This window comes from Undibacterium cyanobacteriorum, assembly GCF_031326225.1.
In the GTDB taxonomy this organism is placed as follows: Bacteria; Pseudomonadota; Gammaproteobacteria; order Burkholderiales; family Burkholderiaceae_D; genus Undibacterium; species Undibacterium cyanobacteriorum.
This window is the reverse complement of record NZ_CP133720.1, coordinates 314,979-331,911: the sequence shown is the minus strand read 5'-3', so window position 1 is coordinate 331,911 and position 16,933 is coordinate 314,979. Positions and strand designations below refer to the sequence as shown.

At 49.8% G+C, this 16,933-nt stretch carries 19 protein-coding genes; 11 read left to right on the top strand and 8 right to left on the bottom strand.

All coding sequences use genetic code 11. The features are described 5' to 3' along the window. Window positions 1-69: 69 nt before the first annotated feature. The 6 genes from RF679_RS01425 to RF679_RS01400 all read right to left on the bottom strand — a co-directional run bounded on the left by RF679_RS01425 (window position 70) and on the right by RF679_RS01400 (window position 7,145). Window positions 70-1,917, bottom strand: coding sequence for a hypothetical protein (locus RF679_RS01425; protein ID WP_309482448.1), 1,848 nt, complete (start codon window positions 1,915-1,917; stop codon window positions 70-72). A 9-nt stretch (window positions 1,918-1,926) separates the two neighbouring features. Continuing rightward, window positions 1,927-2,292 (bottom strand): GtrA family protein, encoded by a 366-nt coding sequence (locus tag RF679_RS18890; RefSeq protein ID WP_373921794.1) that lies wholly within the window; start codon window positions 2,290-2,292, stop codon window positions 1,927-1,929. A gap of 157 nt (window positions 2,293-2,449) precedes the next feature. Next, on the bottom strand, window positions 2,450-4,432 hold the full coding sequence (locus tag RF679_RS01415; RefSeq protein WP_309482446.1) for an NAD-dependent epimerase/dehydratase family protein: 1,983 nt from the start codon (window positions 4,430-4,432) through the stop codon (window positions 2,450-2,452). A gap of 95 nt (window positions 4,433-4,527) precedes the next feature. Continuing rightward, entirely contained in the window at window positions 4,528-5,433 is a 906-nt protein-coding gene (locus tag RF679_RS01410) for a transketolase family protein (RefSeq protein WP_309482445.1), read from the bottom strand. Next, entirely contained in the window at window positions 5,430-6,233 is an 804-nt protein-coding gene (locus RF679_RS01405) for a transketolase (RefSeq protein ID WP_309482444.1), read from the bottom strand. Before RF679_RS01405 ends, RF679_RS01410 begins: the two co-directional genes overlap by 4 nt. A 324-nt stretch (window positions 6,234-6,557) precedes the next feature. Further along, window positions 6,558-7,145 (bottom strand): DUF805 domain-containing protein, encoded by a 588-nt coding sequence (locus RF679_RS01400; protein WP_309482443.1) that lies wholly within the window; start codon window positions 7,143-7,145, stop codon window positions 6,558-6,560. Window positions 7,146-7,297: 152 nt separating this feature from the next. On the opposite strand from RF679_RS01400, the gene RF679_RS01395 reads away from it, so the two are divergent. Further along, window positions 7,298-9,571, top strand: a complete 2,274-nt coding sequence (locus RF679_RS01395; RefSeq protein WP_309482442.1) for a patatin-like phospholipase family protein — start codon at window positions 7,298-7,300, stop codon at window positions 9,569-9,571. Window positions 9,572-9,703: 132 nt separating this feature from the next. On the opposite strand, the gene RF679_RS01390 is transcribed toward RF679_RS01395, so the two are convergent. Both RF679_RS01390 and RF679_RS01385 read right to left on the bottom strand, forming a co-directional pair. Then, entirely contained in the window at window positions 9,704-10,411 is a 708-nt protein-coding gene (locus RF679_RS01390; protein WP_309482441.1) for a hypothetical protein, read from the bottom strand. A gap of 169 nt (window positions 10,412-10,580) precedes the next feature. Beyond that, window positions 10,581-10,718, bottom strand: a complete 138-nt coding sequence (locus RF679_RS01385) for a hypothetical protein (protein ID WP_309482440.1) — start codon at window positions 10,716-10,718, stop codon at window positions 10,581-10,583. A gap of 118 nt (window positions 10,719-10,836) precedes the next feature. On the opposite strand from RF679_RS01385, the gene RF679_RS01380 reads away from it, so the two are divergent. The 10 genes from RF679_RS01380 (at window position 10,837) to RF679_RS01335 (ending at window position 16,858) form a co-directional block, all read left to right on the top strand. Then, complete coding sequence (locus RF679_RS01380) at window positions 10,837-11,577, top strand: hypothetical protein (protein ID WP_309482439.1); 741 nt, start codon at window positions 10,837-10,839, stop codon at window positions 11,575-11,577. A 374-nt stretch (window positions 11,578-11,951) separates the two neighbouring features. Then, entirely contained in the window at window positions 11,952-12,221 is a 270-nt protein-coding gene (locus RF679_RS01375; protein ID WP_309482438.1) for a RebB family R body protein, read from the top strand. A 36-nt stretch (window positions 12,222-12,257) separates the two neighbouring features. Then, the gene (locus tag RF679_RS01370) at window positions 12,258-12,527 is read left to right on the top strand and encodes a RebB family R body protein (RefSeq protein WP_309482437.1); all 270 of its coding nucleotides are present in this window, start codon (window positions 12,258-12,260) and stop codon (window positions 12,525-12,527) included. 140 nt (window positions 12,528-12,667) lie between these two features. Beyond that, window positions 12,668-12,934: a RebB family R body protein gene (locus RF679_RS01365; protein ID WP_309482436.1), complete on the top strand. Its 267-nt coding sequence runs from the start codon at window positions 12,668-12,670 to the stop codon at window positions 12,932-12,934. 35 nt (window positions 12,935-12,969) lie between these two features. After that, on the top strand, window positions 12,970-13,236 hold the full coding sequence (locus tag RF679_RS01360; RefSeq protein WP_309482435.1) for a RebB family R body protein: 267 nt from the start codon (window positions 12,970-12,972) through the stop codon (window positions 13,234-13,236). Between the two features lie 94 nt (window positions 13,237-13,330). Next, window positions 13,331-13,561, top strand: a complete 231-nt coding sequence (locus RF679_RS01355; RefSeq protein ID WP_309482434.1) for a RebB family R body protein — start codon at window positions 13,331-13,333, stop codon at window positions 13,559-13,561. Window positions 13,562-13,631: 70 nt separating this feature from the next. Then, window positions 13,632-14,195 carry a RebB family R body protein gene (locus RF679_RS01350; RefSeq protein ID WP_309482433.1) on the top strand — a complete coding sequence of 188 codons (564 nt, stop codon included), beginning with the start codon at window positions 13,632-13,634 and terminating at the stop codon, window positions 14,193-14,195. A 66-nt stretch (window positions 14,196-14,261) separates the two neighbouring features. Next, window positions 14,262-14,615 carry a hypothetical protein gene (locus RF679_RS01345; protein ID WP_309482432.1) on the top strand — a complete coding sequence of 118 codons (354 nt, stop codon included), beginning with the start codon at window positions 14,262-14,264 and terminating at the stop codon, window positions 14,613-14,615. A gap of 45 nt (window positions 14,616-14,660) precedes the next feature. Further along, the gene (locus tag RF679_RS01340) at window positions 14,661-15,266 is read left to right on the top strand and encodes a RodZ family helix-turn-helix domain-containing protein (protein WP_309482431.1); all 606 of its coding nucleotides are present in this window, start codon (window positions 14,661-14,663) and stop codon (window positions 15,264-15,266) included. Between the two features lie 53 nt (window positions 15,267-15,319). Continuing rightward, on the top strand, window positions 15,320-16,858 hold the full coding sequence (locus RF679_RS01335; protein ID WP_309482430.1) for a hypothetical protein: 1,539 nt from the start codon (window positions 15,320-15,322) through the stop codon (window positions 16,856-16,858). Window positions 16,859-16,933: the final 75 nt, after the last annotated feature.

The window sequence follows — 16,933 nt, the reverse complement described above, 5'->3', positions numbered from 1 at the left end:
TCAAACATGCAGCGGCGTTCTCGTTCAAATCAGGTGATCCTAGTAACACTAAGCGTTTTCGCCCGCCCCTTATTCTGCATAGCGTTTGCGTTTAAAGATCAAACTCCCCAAGAAAATGAGTAAGGTTGCGAGACCCAAGTAGAGTGCTGACAAACTCAGTAAGTTGGCATACCGTTGTTTCGGCGGCATCGCAAAATCGAAGGTCTGATAACGTACAAATTTTTGCGCCTGTTCAAGTTGATCAACACGGAATTGATCGCCCGGGGCACATTGATTCTCGTCCGGGAACACATAGCAAGCGGGGTTCTTCAAGTTCAAACCATTACCGCTTTTCGCCAGAACGGGTCCGATACTTAATCCTTGTGCTGAGAATTTCTCTAAGCGATAACCAAAGATCGCACTGTAACAAGCAATTTGTGAAACCCCTGCAATCACCGTGTCATTGACGCGCAATGGAATATTAGCTTCACCATAGCGCAGATTTGCTTCCAAGCCGAGCGATTGAATTTCTGGACGCAAACTACCGCTTTTCAAGTGCTGATCGGCGATCATCAGCGGCACCATACTATAGCCCTGCGCCGCATAATACTCGCGCGGCTCATCGACCATCTGCCATACCGCAATGGCGCTTAAGACTAAGGTAATCAATGCGCCTCGCGGCTTATTTTGAAAATGCTCATGAATCAGCCCCATCAGAATCGCCAACAATGGAATCCACACGAGAACCCATCGAATCGAGCTACTTAAACTATTCACAATCGGAATTTTCTTAAGAAATTCATTCCAAGCGGGACTCCAATAGTTCAGCAAAAATGGGATCGAACTCAACAGCAACATCAGCACAACTAAGATGCGTACGGTATTACCTTTTAGGGCTAGTCGTAAGGCATCTTTATTTTGTAAAGCGACATACGCGCCACCAAATACAAGGAACAAACTCAGCACTGTTGGGAAGTTATAAGCCCACTCATGTGGCGCCAGATCCCATTGCAAATTACGCATATGGGGCATGCCAAGTTGGTAGGCTTGTTGCGACGGCAGAAACAGCGCACCAAACATCACCATGATTTCTTCACCGAATCCACCAACGCCCGGCAGGCTATAGAACGTGCGAGGAAATTGGCCTAAGAATGCAAATCCAGATACTAGTTTGGATGCTGCCAGCGCACCGCCGAAGAACATAGCAAGCACAGAACGTTGAAGCAAGATCACAACATCGCAGCGTTGATACAAGCTGAACTTACGCAACATTGCCAAGATACAGATGATCGCCACCGTCAAACTACAGGCCAGCACCAAACTACCAAGTCCAGAGTGCACCCAATACGCCAAAATGAAACCAGCGCCAATGGCACACACAGCGCCACGCCAGCGCGAACGCAGCGGCAACAAGAGTAATAACGCGACCCATGGAATCAAAGCAAAGCCGTGAAAAGTAATGTGACCCACGATAATTCGATGCGGCAAAAATCCATTCAACATCAACAAACCAGCGACCAACAAGGCGGTGTTCCGATGGGTTTCAAAACAATATCGCATCAATAAATAAGTACCCCAAAATAAGGCGGAAGCCATCAGCAGCAAGGTCGTCACCGCCGCATCCAGTGGACTCATAATGAACACTAGGAACTGGGGCAATGAATAATAGGTCGATTGAGGATCAGCGAAAAAAGGCGCTCCGGCACAGAACGAAGGCGAGAACCAAGGGATTTCTAAACCATGCTCACGAAACCAAATCAGCCCATCAAACCAAGCCGGAAACATATAGGAATAGTCATGCCCCATCGCGCCATTCTGGCCCGGCATAAAGGCCAAGTAAACGAAGGCATAAGCGCCTAATAAGACTAAGAAGTACAACCAGCACAACAAGGTGGAATGGCGGGTGGGAACGGTTTGGAAAAAAACAGCATTATTCATAAGAGTTCCTTAGAGCGATCGTCTAAAGGTAAATTTCGCGTGTAAGACATAGCTCACAACCACGGCACAAAGGACAACAATGGGCTGCGAGATCAAAGGATGAACATGCAATTGATCGACCAACACCAACAACCCAAACATATGGAAACCCAACATCAACAAAGAGGAAATATTAAATCTGAGGTATTCCCTCAACGGCGGCTCCTTGCTCTTGAAGACGAAACAGCGATAGGAGAACCACGAATTAAATACACTAATAAAGTGCGCAAGAACGGTAATCGCTTGATAGTGCCAAGTTGTATGCAAGATCCAATACAAGAGCGAGAAAATGGCAATGCCGGCCAAGGTATTCGTGCCACCAATCAGCAAATACATCAGCTTCTGATTACGCCTTAATGAGTCAAGCTTGGTGCGCAAATAAGATTTTTCTAAAGACATCATCAAGTTCAAATAGGAATGACAGGCACAGATTTCACAATACTCCCTGAGAAAAATAGGATAAGCAAGGCCTTCCTCGACCAAACTCGCATCTCTATCGATACAGAGAGCTTGATGAAGATGAGGCTTTTTCAGCCGCATCACGTACATCCCCATCACGAACAATGCTTCGTCTTAAGAAGTGCGGCCTTTGCTTGACCTCTTCAAAAATTTTCGCAATGTATTCGCCGATCAGGCTGACTGCAACGAGAGTGCTTGATCCAAAAAACAATTCGACCAGAATCACCGTAGTCAAACCACGCGGCACCATCTCCGGGAATAAAAGGCGGGCGCCAATCTGAATCACAATCAAGAAACATACCACTACAAAAATGAAAGCACTAAAGGCCGACAAGACGTTCAGGGGCGTATTACTAAACGAGAGGATGCCTTTCTTCGCCCATCCTATATTCTTCAAGAAGTTGTTGGTACTGCGTCCAAACATACGTTCGGGACGCACATAGTCAACACCGGTTTGTTTAAAGCCAGCGAATGCACGCACACCACGCAAGAACAAATCACGCTCTGGGAATTGCAAGATGCAACGCACCACACGTTTATCGATTAAGGAAAAATCACCGGCATCATGCGGAATCTTCAAATACGAGAAGGCATCGAACAAGCGGTAGAACAGTTTGTAGGCCAAGCCCATATACCACGAGGCTTCACGTTTCACACGACGACCATACACGACCTCATAGCCAGCGCGCCATTCACGGATGAAGTCTTCAATCAACTCAGGTGGATCTTGTAAATCGCCATCGAGAAGGACGCAGGCATTCTTCGATGCCAATTCCATGCCGCTCTTAAAGGCTGCTTGCGAGCCAAAATTGCGCGAATGGCTGATCCCCAACACGCGACGATCGGTTTTAGAAATTTGGCGTATGACTTCTTCCGAATCGTCAGGACTACAATCATTGACGAAGATGATTTCGTAATCGACACCGGCTTTCAAAAAGGTATCAGTGAGGCGGCGATACATAATGGGGATTGCTTGCGCATCTTTGTAGCAGGCGATAATCGCGGTCACACTGTAGTGACGATCTAAATCATCTTGCTTACTCGAAGACAGATAGGCTTGCGGATTCTCAAGCGCACAAAACCACTTGCGCATTTTTTCTAAGCCTTGCTCAACCGAGGTGCGCGCCTTCCATCCTAATTCTTGTTGCGCCTTTTGCGGATTGGCGTACCAAGCTTGTACATCCCAACTGCGTGCTGGCATCGTGAACTGCGGTTCTTGTGCGATACCAAACATCTGGCGCGCAATGCCCGTCAATTCGCCGATGGTGACGCAACGTCCTGAGCCGATATTGATCGACTCACCATAGAGTTCTGGCTTCAAATGCAGAGCGGCATCTACAAAGGCTTCGCAACAATCATCGATGTAGACAAAGTCGCGTGAGATATTCGGATCAACAAAGGGCGGCAATTCGCAAGCGACACCTTTACTGACCAAAGTTGGCATCAAGCGCGCGGGATCTTCGAGCGGTCCAAAAATCGAATAAAGGCGCAAATTCATACAAGGCAATCCATGCATCTTGCCTTTGAATTGAATTAGATCTGCCACCGCACATTTGGAAACTGCATAATGACTATTTGGTGCGGTCATGGCATCTTCGGCGGGGCCGCTAGCGAGGTTGCCATACTCTGATGAAGAACCGGCATGAATGTAAGCGTGAACACCACGTTTTTGCAGCAGCTCCATCAAATTGACGGCGACGTTGACATTGGTGCGATAAATCAGGTCGACATCATTTTGGAAAGAGTAAGCGCCATACGATACGCAATCAAAAATCGTCAAAGGACGCGTACGATCGAGCAGCACTTCAATATTGGCCGGCACCATCAAGTCACACAAAATGACATTTTCTTCTGGCAAACCATCGAGACGCCATGCTGGCAATTTCGAGCAGGTACCGAACACATCGCTACGGTAACGCAACAAGGTGCGCATCAAGTTAGCACCAACAAAGCCGCTTGCCCCCAACACCAAAATAGGGCCTTGCAGATTAAGAATTTTTCGTTGCAGATCGTCCATCGTCTCACTATCCTGAATTCATTTGTCGAGCACCGTTAAGTGCTAGGGCGCTCGATACATCTTGTTGTGGTAGGTGCACCGTTGCACCGCCCCACCTATTCCTGCAAAGCACGCAACACGCTGATGGCATCGATACTCGACTCAGCGCGATGGAATACTTGCGAACCATAGTATGCAGAGGGATAACCTTGCGCGCAGAAATGACGGAAGCCGGCTGGTGCAATCCCGCGTTGGTGCAGGCTCGCTAACAAATGATGCCCCGCACTACCATGCGCCACATGTTCTTCCACCACAACCAGCTCGCGCTGATTAGCAAGTCCTTGCAACAGCAGGGGCGGCAAGTGCTCAAAACCATAGGGCAATTCACTCAAGACCCACAAAGCCGGACGCTGTTCACGCGGCAGCGCCAACAGCGGCGCAATAAAACCACCAGCCAATGGCCCGACCACCACTATGATATGACGATCGCCTTCAATCAATTGACGCCATGGCGCGTAAGCAGGTAACACAAAATCTTTAGGCTTTTCACAGCGCCCCAAGCGCAAGTAGGCTGGTTGCTCGCGCTTCGCCATGCACCATACGGCATCTTCTACATCTTCTGCAAAAGCGGGGACATACACTTGCATGCCCTGCAAAGTCAGCATCGCACCGTAATCTTCGATGGCATGATGCGACGATCCCATCGAACCGTAAGCATAACCACCGCCATTGCCGACTAAGCGCACCGGCAATTGATTTAAGCAAACATCGTTACGAATTTGCTCGAATGGTCGGGCATAGATGAAGGGGGCGATGCTATACACCCAGGTCTGCACTCCCATCTTGCTCATGCCCGCTGCCATCGATACGATGTTTTGCTCGGAGATCCCGCCGTTTATAAACCATTTGCCCAACTTGTCGCGCACCGGTTCCAAGGCCATAAAACCGAGGTCACCGGTGATAAACGCATATTCTTGTTGCTCGAAGAGTTTTTGCCAGACCAGGCTCGCAGCATTTCTCATGATGACGCGCCCTCCTCAATTTCTTGGCAAGCGAGGGCATATTGATCGGCATTGAGTGGCAAGTAATGCCATTCCATTTTCCCTTCCATGAAGGACACGCCTTTGCCCTTAATCGTCTTCAATAAGATCACTTGGAAACCTTGCTGAGGCGCTTGCAACAGACTCGATAGACTTTGCGGATCATGTCCATCGATCTCGCGCACAGTGGCGCCGAAGGCTATGATTCTTTGCGCGAGCTCACCCATCGAAGCGATTTCGGTCGTCGAACCAAAGCCTTGCAAACCATTGACATCGACTAAGACCGTGAGTTTGTCCAACTGTCTATGCGCAGCAAAAATCAGCGCCTCCCAATTCGACCCTTCCTGCCATTCACCATCGGACATCAAACAATACACTCGGCCTTCTTGCCCTTGCAATTGTTTTGCCATCGCCATCCCAGTCGCAACCGGGAACCCATGTCCTAAACTGCCCGTCGCCACACTGACATGAGGAGACCAGCCAGCAACAGGGTGTCCCGCAAGATGGGTATGATCTTTGTGAAAAGTTTGCAGGTCAGCGTCGCTCAGATATGAACGCGACCACAAAGCAATGTAGAGCGCGCCAACGGAATGACCTTTGGCTAACACAAATTGGTCGTGCTCGCCCATTACAAAATGATGCAGAAAGAGTATCGCGTCGAGGCACGACAAATTACCGCCGATGTGCCCGACTTTGGCTTCGTAATGCATTTGCAGAAGACGCCGACGCGCTGCGCGGCGTAGTTCTACAAACTGGGAAACAATTTGTGAATCGTGGCTCATGCTCATTCAAATGAGTGGGTATGACTAGAAATCGGGCTTTTCTCTATGGTAGAGAGCGTACCAAGGCTTAAACCCGATTATCCTTAACTCACTGCGAGCGAACAAGATATCTTTGAGGAAATACAGGGATTATTTCGACGGGAGAGCGTTTCAACCACAATTCGCTATAGGAGTACGACGACGATTGCGTGAATGAACCACTCGGAGGATGCTCCAAAAGTGATCAAAAAGCGCCGCAAAATTCAGAGAAATGTCGAATTTCTATCGTTCTTCGGCAATCGGTACGACACGCTCCATCGCTGCGGGCGCTTTCGCCCAATCGTTCTAGCCTTTATAAGCTGGTATTGCGATCGCCGCGATGATACCTATGATTGCCAACGCCGGTACAAGTAATGCTCCCACAATAACCGCTGTAGTATTTGCGCTCGGAGCCGGTCCGTAGCGATTACTGTCCTTATCGCCGCCGGCAAATATTAAGTACAGTGAAAACAAAGAATTCAGATAGGGCACAAAAATGATTAAGGTGAGCCATCCAGATTGACCGAGGTCATGCAAACGGCGTCTAACGAAAGTAATTGTCCCTACAAAAAGGACCATTAGAAACAATGCGACGACGATGACGCCGAGTGTGCTCCCAAAGAAGTCCGAGAATGATGCAGAGGAAGAAGAAAGAATCAGGCTAGCTGCACCGAATAAAAATAGGTAGCTACAGAGCACCATAAATACCTGATACGCCAAATAACGCATGCGACCAATCCGCCCACTGAATGAGAAAAACCGCGGCACATAGGTGGCTTCCGAACTAAGCGGTTCATCAAGGTTTGCGTTCGGTGCGGCATACATGTTTTCCATCGTGTCTCCCTTTGCTTTAAAAAGTTGGCTAAGTATCATTGCAGGAATGACTTTTTGCAAATCATTTTATCGTCACGCCTTGCACCGTCGCTTGCCATTTGCCACCAAAAAATCCAGCGGAGCGCATGCTTGGCTTTAAAATGCTGGTTCATTCGCACAATATATTTCGGCGTCCACGACCTCGGATCCATTCGCATAGCCATTTCGATTCTATGAACCTACTTCGCTTAACTGTCTTTGCTGGACTTCTCAGCGCGCATCTCGCTCTTGTATTTCCCAACCAGGCCAGCGCCGCGGTAACCGAACAAACGAGTGTGGTAAACAAATCGCGCCCCAAAATTTGCTTAGTCTTGTCCGGCGGCGGCGCCCGTGGCTTTGCTCACATCGGCGTGTTAAAGCAATTAGAAGCAATGCGGATTCCGATTGATTGTGTGACCGGTACGAGTATGGGCGCCGTGATTGGCGGCTTGTATGCGTCGGGAATGAGCGCCAGCGAAATTGAAAAACGTATCGTCAAGTTGCAATTGAACGATATCGCCGTCGATCGTGTCGAGCGTACTATCGTGCCGCACAGTTTACGCGAAGAGGATAAACAATATCCGCTCGGAGCCACCATGGGTCTCAGTAGCAACGGCGTGCGTTTGCCAACGGGAGCCGTTCAGGCCACACAATTTTTGGAATTGCTGCACAACTGGACCGCACATTTGAAGAATGATGTGGATTTTGACGATCTTCCGATTCCGTTTCGTACCGTGGCCACCAATTTGGAAACGGGTAAAACAGTGATCTTCAATAAGGGCCCTTTGCATCTGGCGATTCGCGCCAGTATGGCGGCACCTGGCATGTTCGCGCCTGTAGAAATCGATGGCCAGCTTCTGACCGATGGTGGGCTCGTCAAGAATCTACCTGTCGATATCGCCAAACAAATGGGGGCGGACGTGATCATCGCGGTCAATATCGGTACCCCGCTATTGCCTCGCGGCCAACTTTCTTCTTTGATCAACGTTAGCCAACAGATGGTCAACATCTTGACGGAACAAAACGTCGAGCAGCAAAAAGCCTTATTGACCTCTGACGATACCCTGATCGAACCGAACTTAGGCGATATCAGTTTTGTCGATTTCGCCCGGCAAGTGCAAGCCAGTGACATCGGCCGCAAAGCCGCTATCGCTTTAGAAGCAAAATTGCGTCCTTACAGTGTCAGTCAACAAGAATATGCGGCGCATCTCAAACACGATCCCGATGCGGAACTGCCTCCCATCAAAATCGGCTTTGTGGACATTGCCTCGAATGGCATCGTGCCCGAAAAAGAAGTACGACGCCAAGTCGACATTCGCATCGGTAGCAGCTACAGCGCTGAAGAGATAAATCAAAAGCTCGCGAAGCTCAATATCTCACGGGAGTACGATGGCATTACCCATGAATTGGTGCAACGTGAAGGGGAGTACGGCATCAAGATTAACGCCCATGGTCGCAACTGGGGTCCACACTTTCTACGTTTTGGGCTGGCCTTATCAAGTGGCTTCGAAGGTGCAGGCGGCTTCCGTTTGCAAGTAGGGCATCGACGTCCATGGTTAAACGAGAGCGGTTTGGAATGGCGCAACGATGTCGAGTTCGGTAATACCCTCGGCTTGCGCAGTGAACTCAGGCAGCCGATTTCAAATGATCGCAGCCAACTGATCGCGCCCTACATCGACTTAAGCAATAACACGCGCAATATCTACAACGACGAAACCAGAATTGCCGAATACGATTTTAAACGTGGTCGTATCGGCTTTGATTTTGTAGGCGATATCGGTGAACGCGGCAGCCTCGGCGAATATCGCTTCGGGATCGAAGCCAAAACGTATAAAGTGCGCCCCAAATTAGGACTACTGCAAGTGAAGGCGGAAGACGGCAGCACTAGTATTACTTCGCTCCCTAAAGTCGACCTCAAACAAGGCGGTTTCAAAGCCAATTTCACCATCGATCAACTCAGTGATATTGCTTTTCCGCGCTATGGCTATGCACTCGGCGGTGAGCTCTTTATCGGTACCAATAGCGGCGGCGATCGCTACCAAGAAGTCAGTATGAATGGCACTTGGGCCAAGAGCTGGGACAGCCATAGTGTCAATCTCAAATTCGCCAGCGCCGGCTTGTATCTGCCGAACAAAGATGTGCTTGGGGTTGGTCCCACTTTAGGTGGTTTTCAACAATTATCGGCCTACCAACCTGATCAATTTGCAGGCAACTTCATGCTGTATGGCAGTGCGACTTACCTCTATCGCGCGCTGAAATTTGATTTGGCTGGGCAAAGCCTCTTCATGGGAAGCAGCCTTGAATTCGGCAATGTGTGGGATGCAAGTAGTCAAATGTCGTTCGGCAAAACGCGCAAGAGTCTCAGCCTATTTGCGGGTTTCAATAGTTTCCTTGGACCGATGCATGTGGGATTCGCGGTGGCACCTAATGGCGTCAAGAACTTATTTTTCCAAGTCGGCCGCCAATAAGCCCGATCGAATCACGCAATCTAACTCAGGAAGCGGAACTAGGAAGCACATCTCAGCGGCACAACTCGGCCAAACAGCAGGGACTCCAAACTCTAAGAGTCCCCGATAGCCTAACAAAAAGATCGTTCTCGCTTAATCCGCATCGGGCAGACAAGGTGCGCAGGCCTCGCTCGAAAAGCGCCGTTCACAAATACGTTTTACTTCTGCACGTCCCAAGCCTTTCGGTACTTCATCACGAATCCCGCTCTTGAATTGCTGACAGCTGGCTTGTTTAATGCTGGTTTCCGGGTATTGTTGAGCGACCACACCCGCTTTAGTACGCGTTAATCTCGCGCCGTTGTCGTCGGCACGGAGGTCGAGCATTTCTGAGCCTTCCCATAACTGAAGCGAGGCAGTACCGGTTGGTCCGACACCAAAAAACACTTGCTGTTTCTTCTGGTTGTCGAGTGTCAACGCCACATTGTCACCTTGATCGAAGGTGATATAGCCACCGCGTTCAACTCCAGTGCGGTCATATAACATGATGCCAGCCACGCCATTATTACTACCACCTCGACTCAAGGTTTTGCCGTCGATCACGGCTGGAGGAATATTACCGCCGACGCGTGCGCGCACCACATTATTGTCATCGACCACCACTAACTCTTTCACCGTGATCGAACCATTATTCAAGGTCAGCGGACCAGCATGATCGACACTTCCCATCGTTGCAAGGGCAGTACCACCGATACCTAGCATGGCACCGACCAACAATAACGCAGTTTGCACGCTTAATCGACGCCGCAAAGTTTGATTTTCACTTTCGCAACGCTCTATCCGTTTCAACAATTCATCGCTCATAAAACATCCTCTTCGATTGACACAAGTCTCGCCACTTCATTGCGGCGAGGAAGCGCCACTATATGCGAGACCGACATCATCAAAATTCGATATGCGATAGCCTGCAGAATACGGGGGTTAAAAGGTTCTCCAATAAGATAAACGGTGCGCCACCAAAAAGACTCCCGCTTTACACGAGCGCTGACAAATGAATCGAATTTTCTAAAGCAAATGCAATGGCTAACAAATCTTGTTCGGCAATTTGGTTGACAGCGCTGACGACGAATTTCAAAGGCAGCTTGCCACGGTACTTGCTTAGGTTTTCCATGATACCAAGCAAAGACAGCGTGTCGTCGATGGAAAGCGCGATCAGACTATCCTCAACCCATTCGCCATACAGTCAAACGCGATGAGGTCCATCCACCTCCATATGAAAGGGGCACCCCATGGAAATCACCCTGCCAACAAGAATCACCTTTGCTAGTCTCATACTGACCTGCTTGAGTCTAAGCGCCTGCCAACAACTGCCGCTAGGGCATGTTCAAGAAACTATTCCAGGCGACATTGCACAAACTAGCCAAGTGCTCATGGTGAAAGACCGGCACAAGATCAACAATCTCTTCGCCGATGGCTATTTTGCGATCGGCAATTACGCCATTACAGGTATTAAAAAGGGGAGCATTTCAAGCACAAATTCCAGCGTGGGCTTATATTCACAGAGCAGCAGTAAGACGGACTTTCGTTTTAAGGTTTCAGATCAGCAAACACAATGGGATGTACGATGTGACCTGCGAGCCGAGGGAAATGTCGTGCGCCTATTTGGTGTGGATGGTGTCTCGCAAAAAAATAACATGCATTGCCAGATGCAGTCGCTCACCGATGTTGGGACCGCTTCGCAGCAAGCAAGTTTCGACTTAAGCGCAGAAATGGATTCGCCACGCGGTCAAGTCGTGATCAATCAAGATGCCTATTCGATGCGTGCCTATTCTTATGGAAATCCCCACCCGGACCGCACACGGATTCCAGAAATCTTTGGTTTTAGAATCGATAATGCGAATGGCAATCAAGCAGCTATTGAACTTGCTCAGACACCGGGACGAGCGTGGTTAAACACCAAACTCAACGAAACACAGAAAACCGCTTTGGTGGCCAGCCTCGCTGCGCTCCTGATCCGCTTCGGTTCTTGATCACCATCATTCTGCTTCGTATTGCTCTATTTTCTCTCGACCGAACCCTGATCATGCGTAACACGGGTTCGGTCAATGCATCACTTCTCCACATTGCCGCGACTCACTCCCATCTTCGCCACTGAAAAATCAGAGAAAAACCCGATTTTTCCTTGTACATCGTAAGACAAGCCGAATTGATGCGCGGTTTCCCCAATTCTTCAGCAGTGCAAGTACCTACACTGTGATCACTGCGATGACCTTCCCCTCTCGTGAAATCAGTCAGTCGGTCTTGCGCAGATGCAAGCCCTTGTATTCCGCTCATTGAGGTGGATAGAGCTCGCGGCCAAATGCACGTAGTAAGTATCTTCCATTCATACATTAAGGAGTTAATTATGGCTTACCCTACATCCGTCAATTCGCAAATCACTGATTCTGTTACCCAAGCAAACGTCAAAGTTCTGGGCGACGCGCCAGCAATGGCGATGGGCAACTTGTTCCAAGCGACCGCACAAGCTTTGTCGAATGCAGCACACAACGCGACTAGCGCACAACAGCAAGCCAACATCATGGCTCAAGCCGCAACCACCATGGGCGTGGCGACCTTATACAGCATCGACACTGCATCGACTGGCATGGCGACCAAATCGATTCTCGGTGCCTAAGCACACTTTTAAATCTCTTCATTAGGAGTATAGAGCATGGCATTTCCAACCTCGGTCAATGACCAAATCACAGATTCCGTGACCCAAGCAAACGTCAAAGTTCTCGGTGACGCACCAGCGATGGCGATGGGTAACTTGTTCCAAGCAACTTCACAAGCGCTTGGTATCGCCGCGCACAACGCAACAACCGCGCAGCAACAAGCTGCCATCACCGCCCAAGCGGCGACCACGATGGGCGTGACAACGCTGTATAGCCTCGATACTGCATCGACTGGCATGGCGACCAAATCGATCTTGGGTGCCTAAGCTGCCCGAGGGAGGCAAGTGACATCTACCTCCATCCCAAAGAAGTCCAGCAGTAACAGGCATGGCGCGCCCTACCAAGATACTCAAGGCGCGCCCTGCACTGGATATTTGTAGTACCTCAACTTAATCAAGGAGCAATCATGGCTTTTCCTACAGCGGTCAATGACCAAATTACGGATTCCGTAACGCAAGCAAACACCAAAGTCTTGGGTGATTCACCAGCAATGGCAATGGGTAACCTCATGATGGCAACGAGCCAAGCATTAGCCAATGCCGCGCACAATGCTGTCACTAACCAACAAAACGCGACTGTCACAGGTCAAGCTGCGACGACTCAAGGCATTTCAACTCTGTACTCAATTGATACTGCCGCAGACGGTGTAGCTACTGCGAAAATTTTCCAATAATTGCCACACTTACGAGCGATTAGGAGAACTTCAAAATGGCCTATCCAACAGCAGTCAATAGTCAAATCACTGATTCGGTGACACAGGCTAATACGCAAGTTGTTGCGGCTTCGCCTGCAATGGCAATGGGGAATCTGATGATGGCGACTAGCCAAGCATTGTCAATGACAGCGCATAACGCAACCTCGCTTCAACAGAACGCTAGCCAAACAGCCCAAGCAACAACGACTCAAGGCGTGTCAACTTTGTATTCGATTGACACGGCATCAACCGGCACTGGAACGAAGAAGGTTTTCGCTTAGTGTCCAGGCCATGCGGCACTTCGGTGCTGCATGGTTACAGTTGCAAAAGGAGAGGCCATGATCAAGGTGCCTCTCATCTGCAGGAGTTTGTTTCATGTCGAACTCGCTAACTGATTCTGTCGCAACCGTCACCTGTTTAAACCCGGGTCTGGCTGCGTCGGTATCGATGGGACTTGTCAGCATGGCGCAGGCCCATGCGATAGGCATACAAATGATGAATGCGATGCAGAACCAACGCAGCGCACAAGTAACCGCCAACGCAAGCTTAGTGCAATGCTGCGCGCTGATGATTAGTGCCGGCGCAGCAGAAGCTACCAAAGGCTAATTTACTTAACGGAACCATGCCATTCATGGTCTTTTAATTTGGAATGCATTGCATTCGTAAGGAGAAAATTATGGGAGCCTACGCTACCGCTGTGAATGATCAAATCACCGATTCTGTAAGTCAAGCCAGCACCTTAGTACTGGGAAGTGCCGCCTCACAGTCGCTCGGATTTCTGAATATTGCCGGTGCGGAAGCGCTGGGTATGTTGATGCACAATGCGGTCAACGCTCAACAAAACGCACAAGTCTCTGCGTCTGCAGCGGCGACCTCGACCTGTGCTCGTATTCTCCAAGCGCAAATGGCGCCACCGATACCACCAGCACCAAAATTGCCTCCACCATTTACACCATTATCACCACCTGCGCTTGACCCAAACGCCTTAATTTCGCAGGCCAATGCGATGGCGCATGCGGCAGCGGCTGAAGTGGCGACTGCTTCGACAGGCCAGATCTCAGCGGCAGAATTGGCGAGCTTAATCGCCACTCTACAAAATTTGCAGAAAAACTTGCCAAGCAATGCCGCAGCTGGCACGACCACAACGCCAGCAACGAATACAGCAACAACAAATACAAGCACGAGCGCACCCACGGGTGCGCCAAGCGCTGCGCCAGCGCCTGCTGCACCAACCCATTAAATAAGCCATACAACAAGCCATCCAACAAGCCGACTTCAACGCACGATCTAATTAGGGAGCAATGACATGAGCGATATCACGACTGTCAATCCGCAAATTCTGAATACGCTCGACGTATTGCAACAGACCACGATGCTCAGCAGCGTCATTAAACATGCAGGCGCGGGCAAGGCATATCAATCTGTGGCCCAATCTGCCGCGATGGCGATTCAAGACGCAACCGACAATATGCGCAACATGAACACCATGAGCGCCACTGCGATGGGTGTGGCACTGGCGCAGATGATCGCGACCAAAGATCCTGCCTTCGCCCAAGTCATTACACAAGCGCAGTCAGTGGCCACAAGTGGCATGCAAAGCTTCGCACAAATTGGTCAAGACGCGAGCACTTTGCTCAACAATTTTCCTGTCGGCGATTGAAGTCTCTTGCCACCACACCTTTCTCGCTAGACTTAGGACATCACGATGACTACGCCAAACAATCTCAACACTCCTTCGAATGTGAATATCGGACAGATTGTGCAAGACTTACAGACCTATCAGAACGATCTCGCTCAGTATTGCACTAGCAGTGCGCAGCAGCTTCAAGAGGCGCTCGAACAACTGCAATCGATCGCGCAAACAATCGTCGCGGGTATCCCAGTACTGCAACAAGCATATCAAGGCCTGGTGGCACTAGGGAATAGTGCCAACAGCCAGTCCAACGCCGCACCAACAACCTCTGACCAGAATTCAGATCAAAATTCGGTAGGCCAGGATCACACAACTTTAACGCCGGTCGTCAACGCCGTGAACAATACAGCGAATGCGGTCAGTTCGCCCGATGCAACGAACTCCAGCACCGTCGCGACTCCCACCAACAATGACGCCGATCCTAGCACCTCGTCAGCCACACCGATGGCGAGCGCAGACACTAGCGCATTGAATAGCGCCGTCATTCCTGCCACCTCAGATACCAGCAACGCCCGCAGCGCCATACAAAGTGTAAGCGCGGCCGTAGCTGCCGTGTCCGCACAACTCGCGAGTAATCCGGCCGCACGTCCGAATCTGAACAACTGGGGCTCTGAGTGAGTCCATTCAATAGCCAACGCTGCCTCGCAGCATTCAGCTAGGAGAGCTTAATCATGATGCCAATTCCATACTCCGATACGAAGCTCAGTGCCGACCAAGCCTTTAAACAGAAAGCGGCGCTTCAACAAATGCAAGATCTGCTTGAACGCATCGCGGTTGGGAAAAAACATCGCACTCTGACCAAAGCTGATCGACGGACCTTGAGCCAAGAAGGCTATGCGCAAGATCTTGTCGACAATTTGGTGCTCGTCACGCAACGCATTCCTAGTTCTGGATTAGAAGGAAAACGCTTTCAGGATCAGGTTCAAATCGGTTTTACTTATGCCGCATTTGATCCTTCTCTGTACGCCAATCTGAACATCACACAGCACCTTCGTGACACTCATCAAGGTTGCTGCGCGTTCTGTGAGAGTTTTCTGGAACCTAGCGGTGGAGGTTCCGTTTTCAGTTTCCGACCACAGTCTGTCATCTTCGATCAACAAACGACCTTACGCTCGCTCTACTGGCAGCAGGCATACGCACCGACCAATTTATACTTGGTTTGCCCAGCTTGTGGCGAACAGCATAAAAGTGCTTACTTTCCCGTGCAGGGACTCCGTAGCGCTAACCCCAATGATGAACAAGCATTGTTGCTCGCTCCCTACTGGGAGCAACCGCGGGAATTCTTACGTTTTAATCCTCTCAATGGCAATGCGTATGCGTTCGATCGCGTACAAGCCTTTTATCAAGCGACGCAGAACCTCACCACTGAAGCGGTCACGCGCTTAGTTTGGAAAAATCCACGTGCGATTCCTTTGCAAGTCGATGCACAAGGAAAAGCTTTATCGACTCCAGACTTGGATCAATCTTTTCGAGTATGGTTGTCCAGTCAGGGTGACAGCTATCCGCGCGGCCAAGCTAACATCGATTGCTTTGGACTCAATCGCAAGGCCTTAAGTGCCAGTCGACTGGTGCAAGCGCAAACCCTGAGTACGCAACTCAGCACCCAATTGAATGCCCAATCCGCGACCAGCGACATCACGCACATCGATCCACAAACCCTCGCTAAGGTCGTGACAACTCTCCTGAGCCAACAGCTTCAATATCACTCGCTCAACCTCGATGTTGTTCAAACTTGTCTGGCGCAACTACTGCCAGAAAGCAACGAAGCCGTGGCCAGTTCTGGCACCGTTCAAGAAGATCAACCTGCGTCTAAGCCCAATATTCAGTCGAGCAATCAACCCAACAGTAATGCACAAATTTCGAGTACAAACCTGCCGGTACAAACTTGGCCTAAACCTGGGTTTCCAACTTGGTTGATGTCAAGTGTGATGTACATGATGTTTGAAAACGAACTGCACATTGCAGGAAAACGTCGCTTGGTCAACCTATGTGCCGATGACAGCACCTATGGTGCCGACAATCCAGAGAAGTCTTTGTTCATTGCGGTGGACTGGTGGAACGATGGGGCCAAGGTGATTAAGGTCAAGTCCAAGAACCATATCTGGGAGACCAGTTTTCAAGAGTTGGCATCCTCTCGACCTCTCGAAGTGCGCAATTTATTTGCGAACAATCATTTATGGGTGGAAGGGGATTTCCCGCCTTTGGTGTAGCCGGCATCAAGCAACTCGGCCACCAATCTCAATCCTAGCGCCAGCGTAAATACAGACCACTTTCAAATAGCAGGA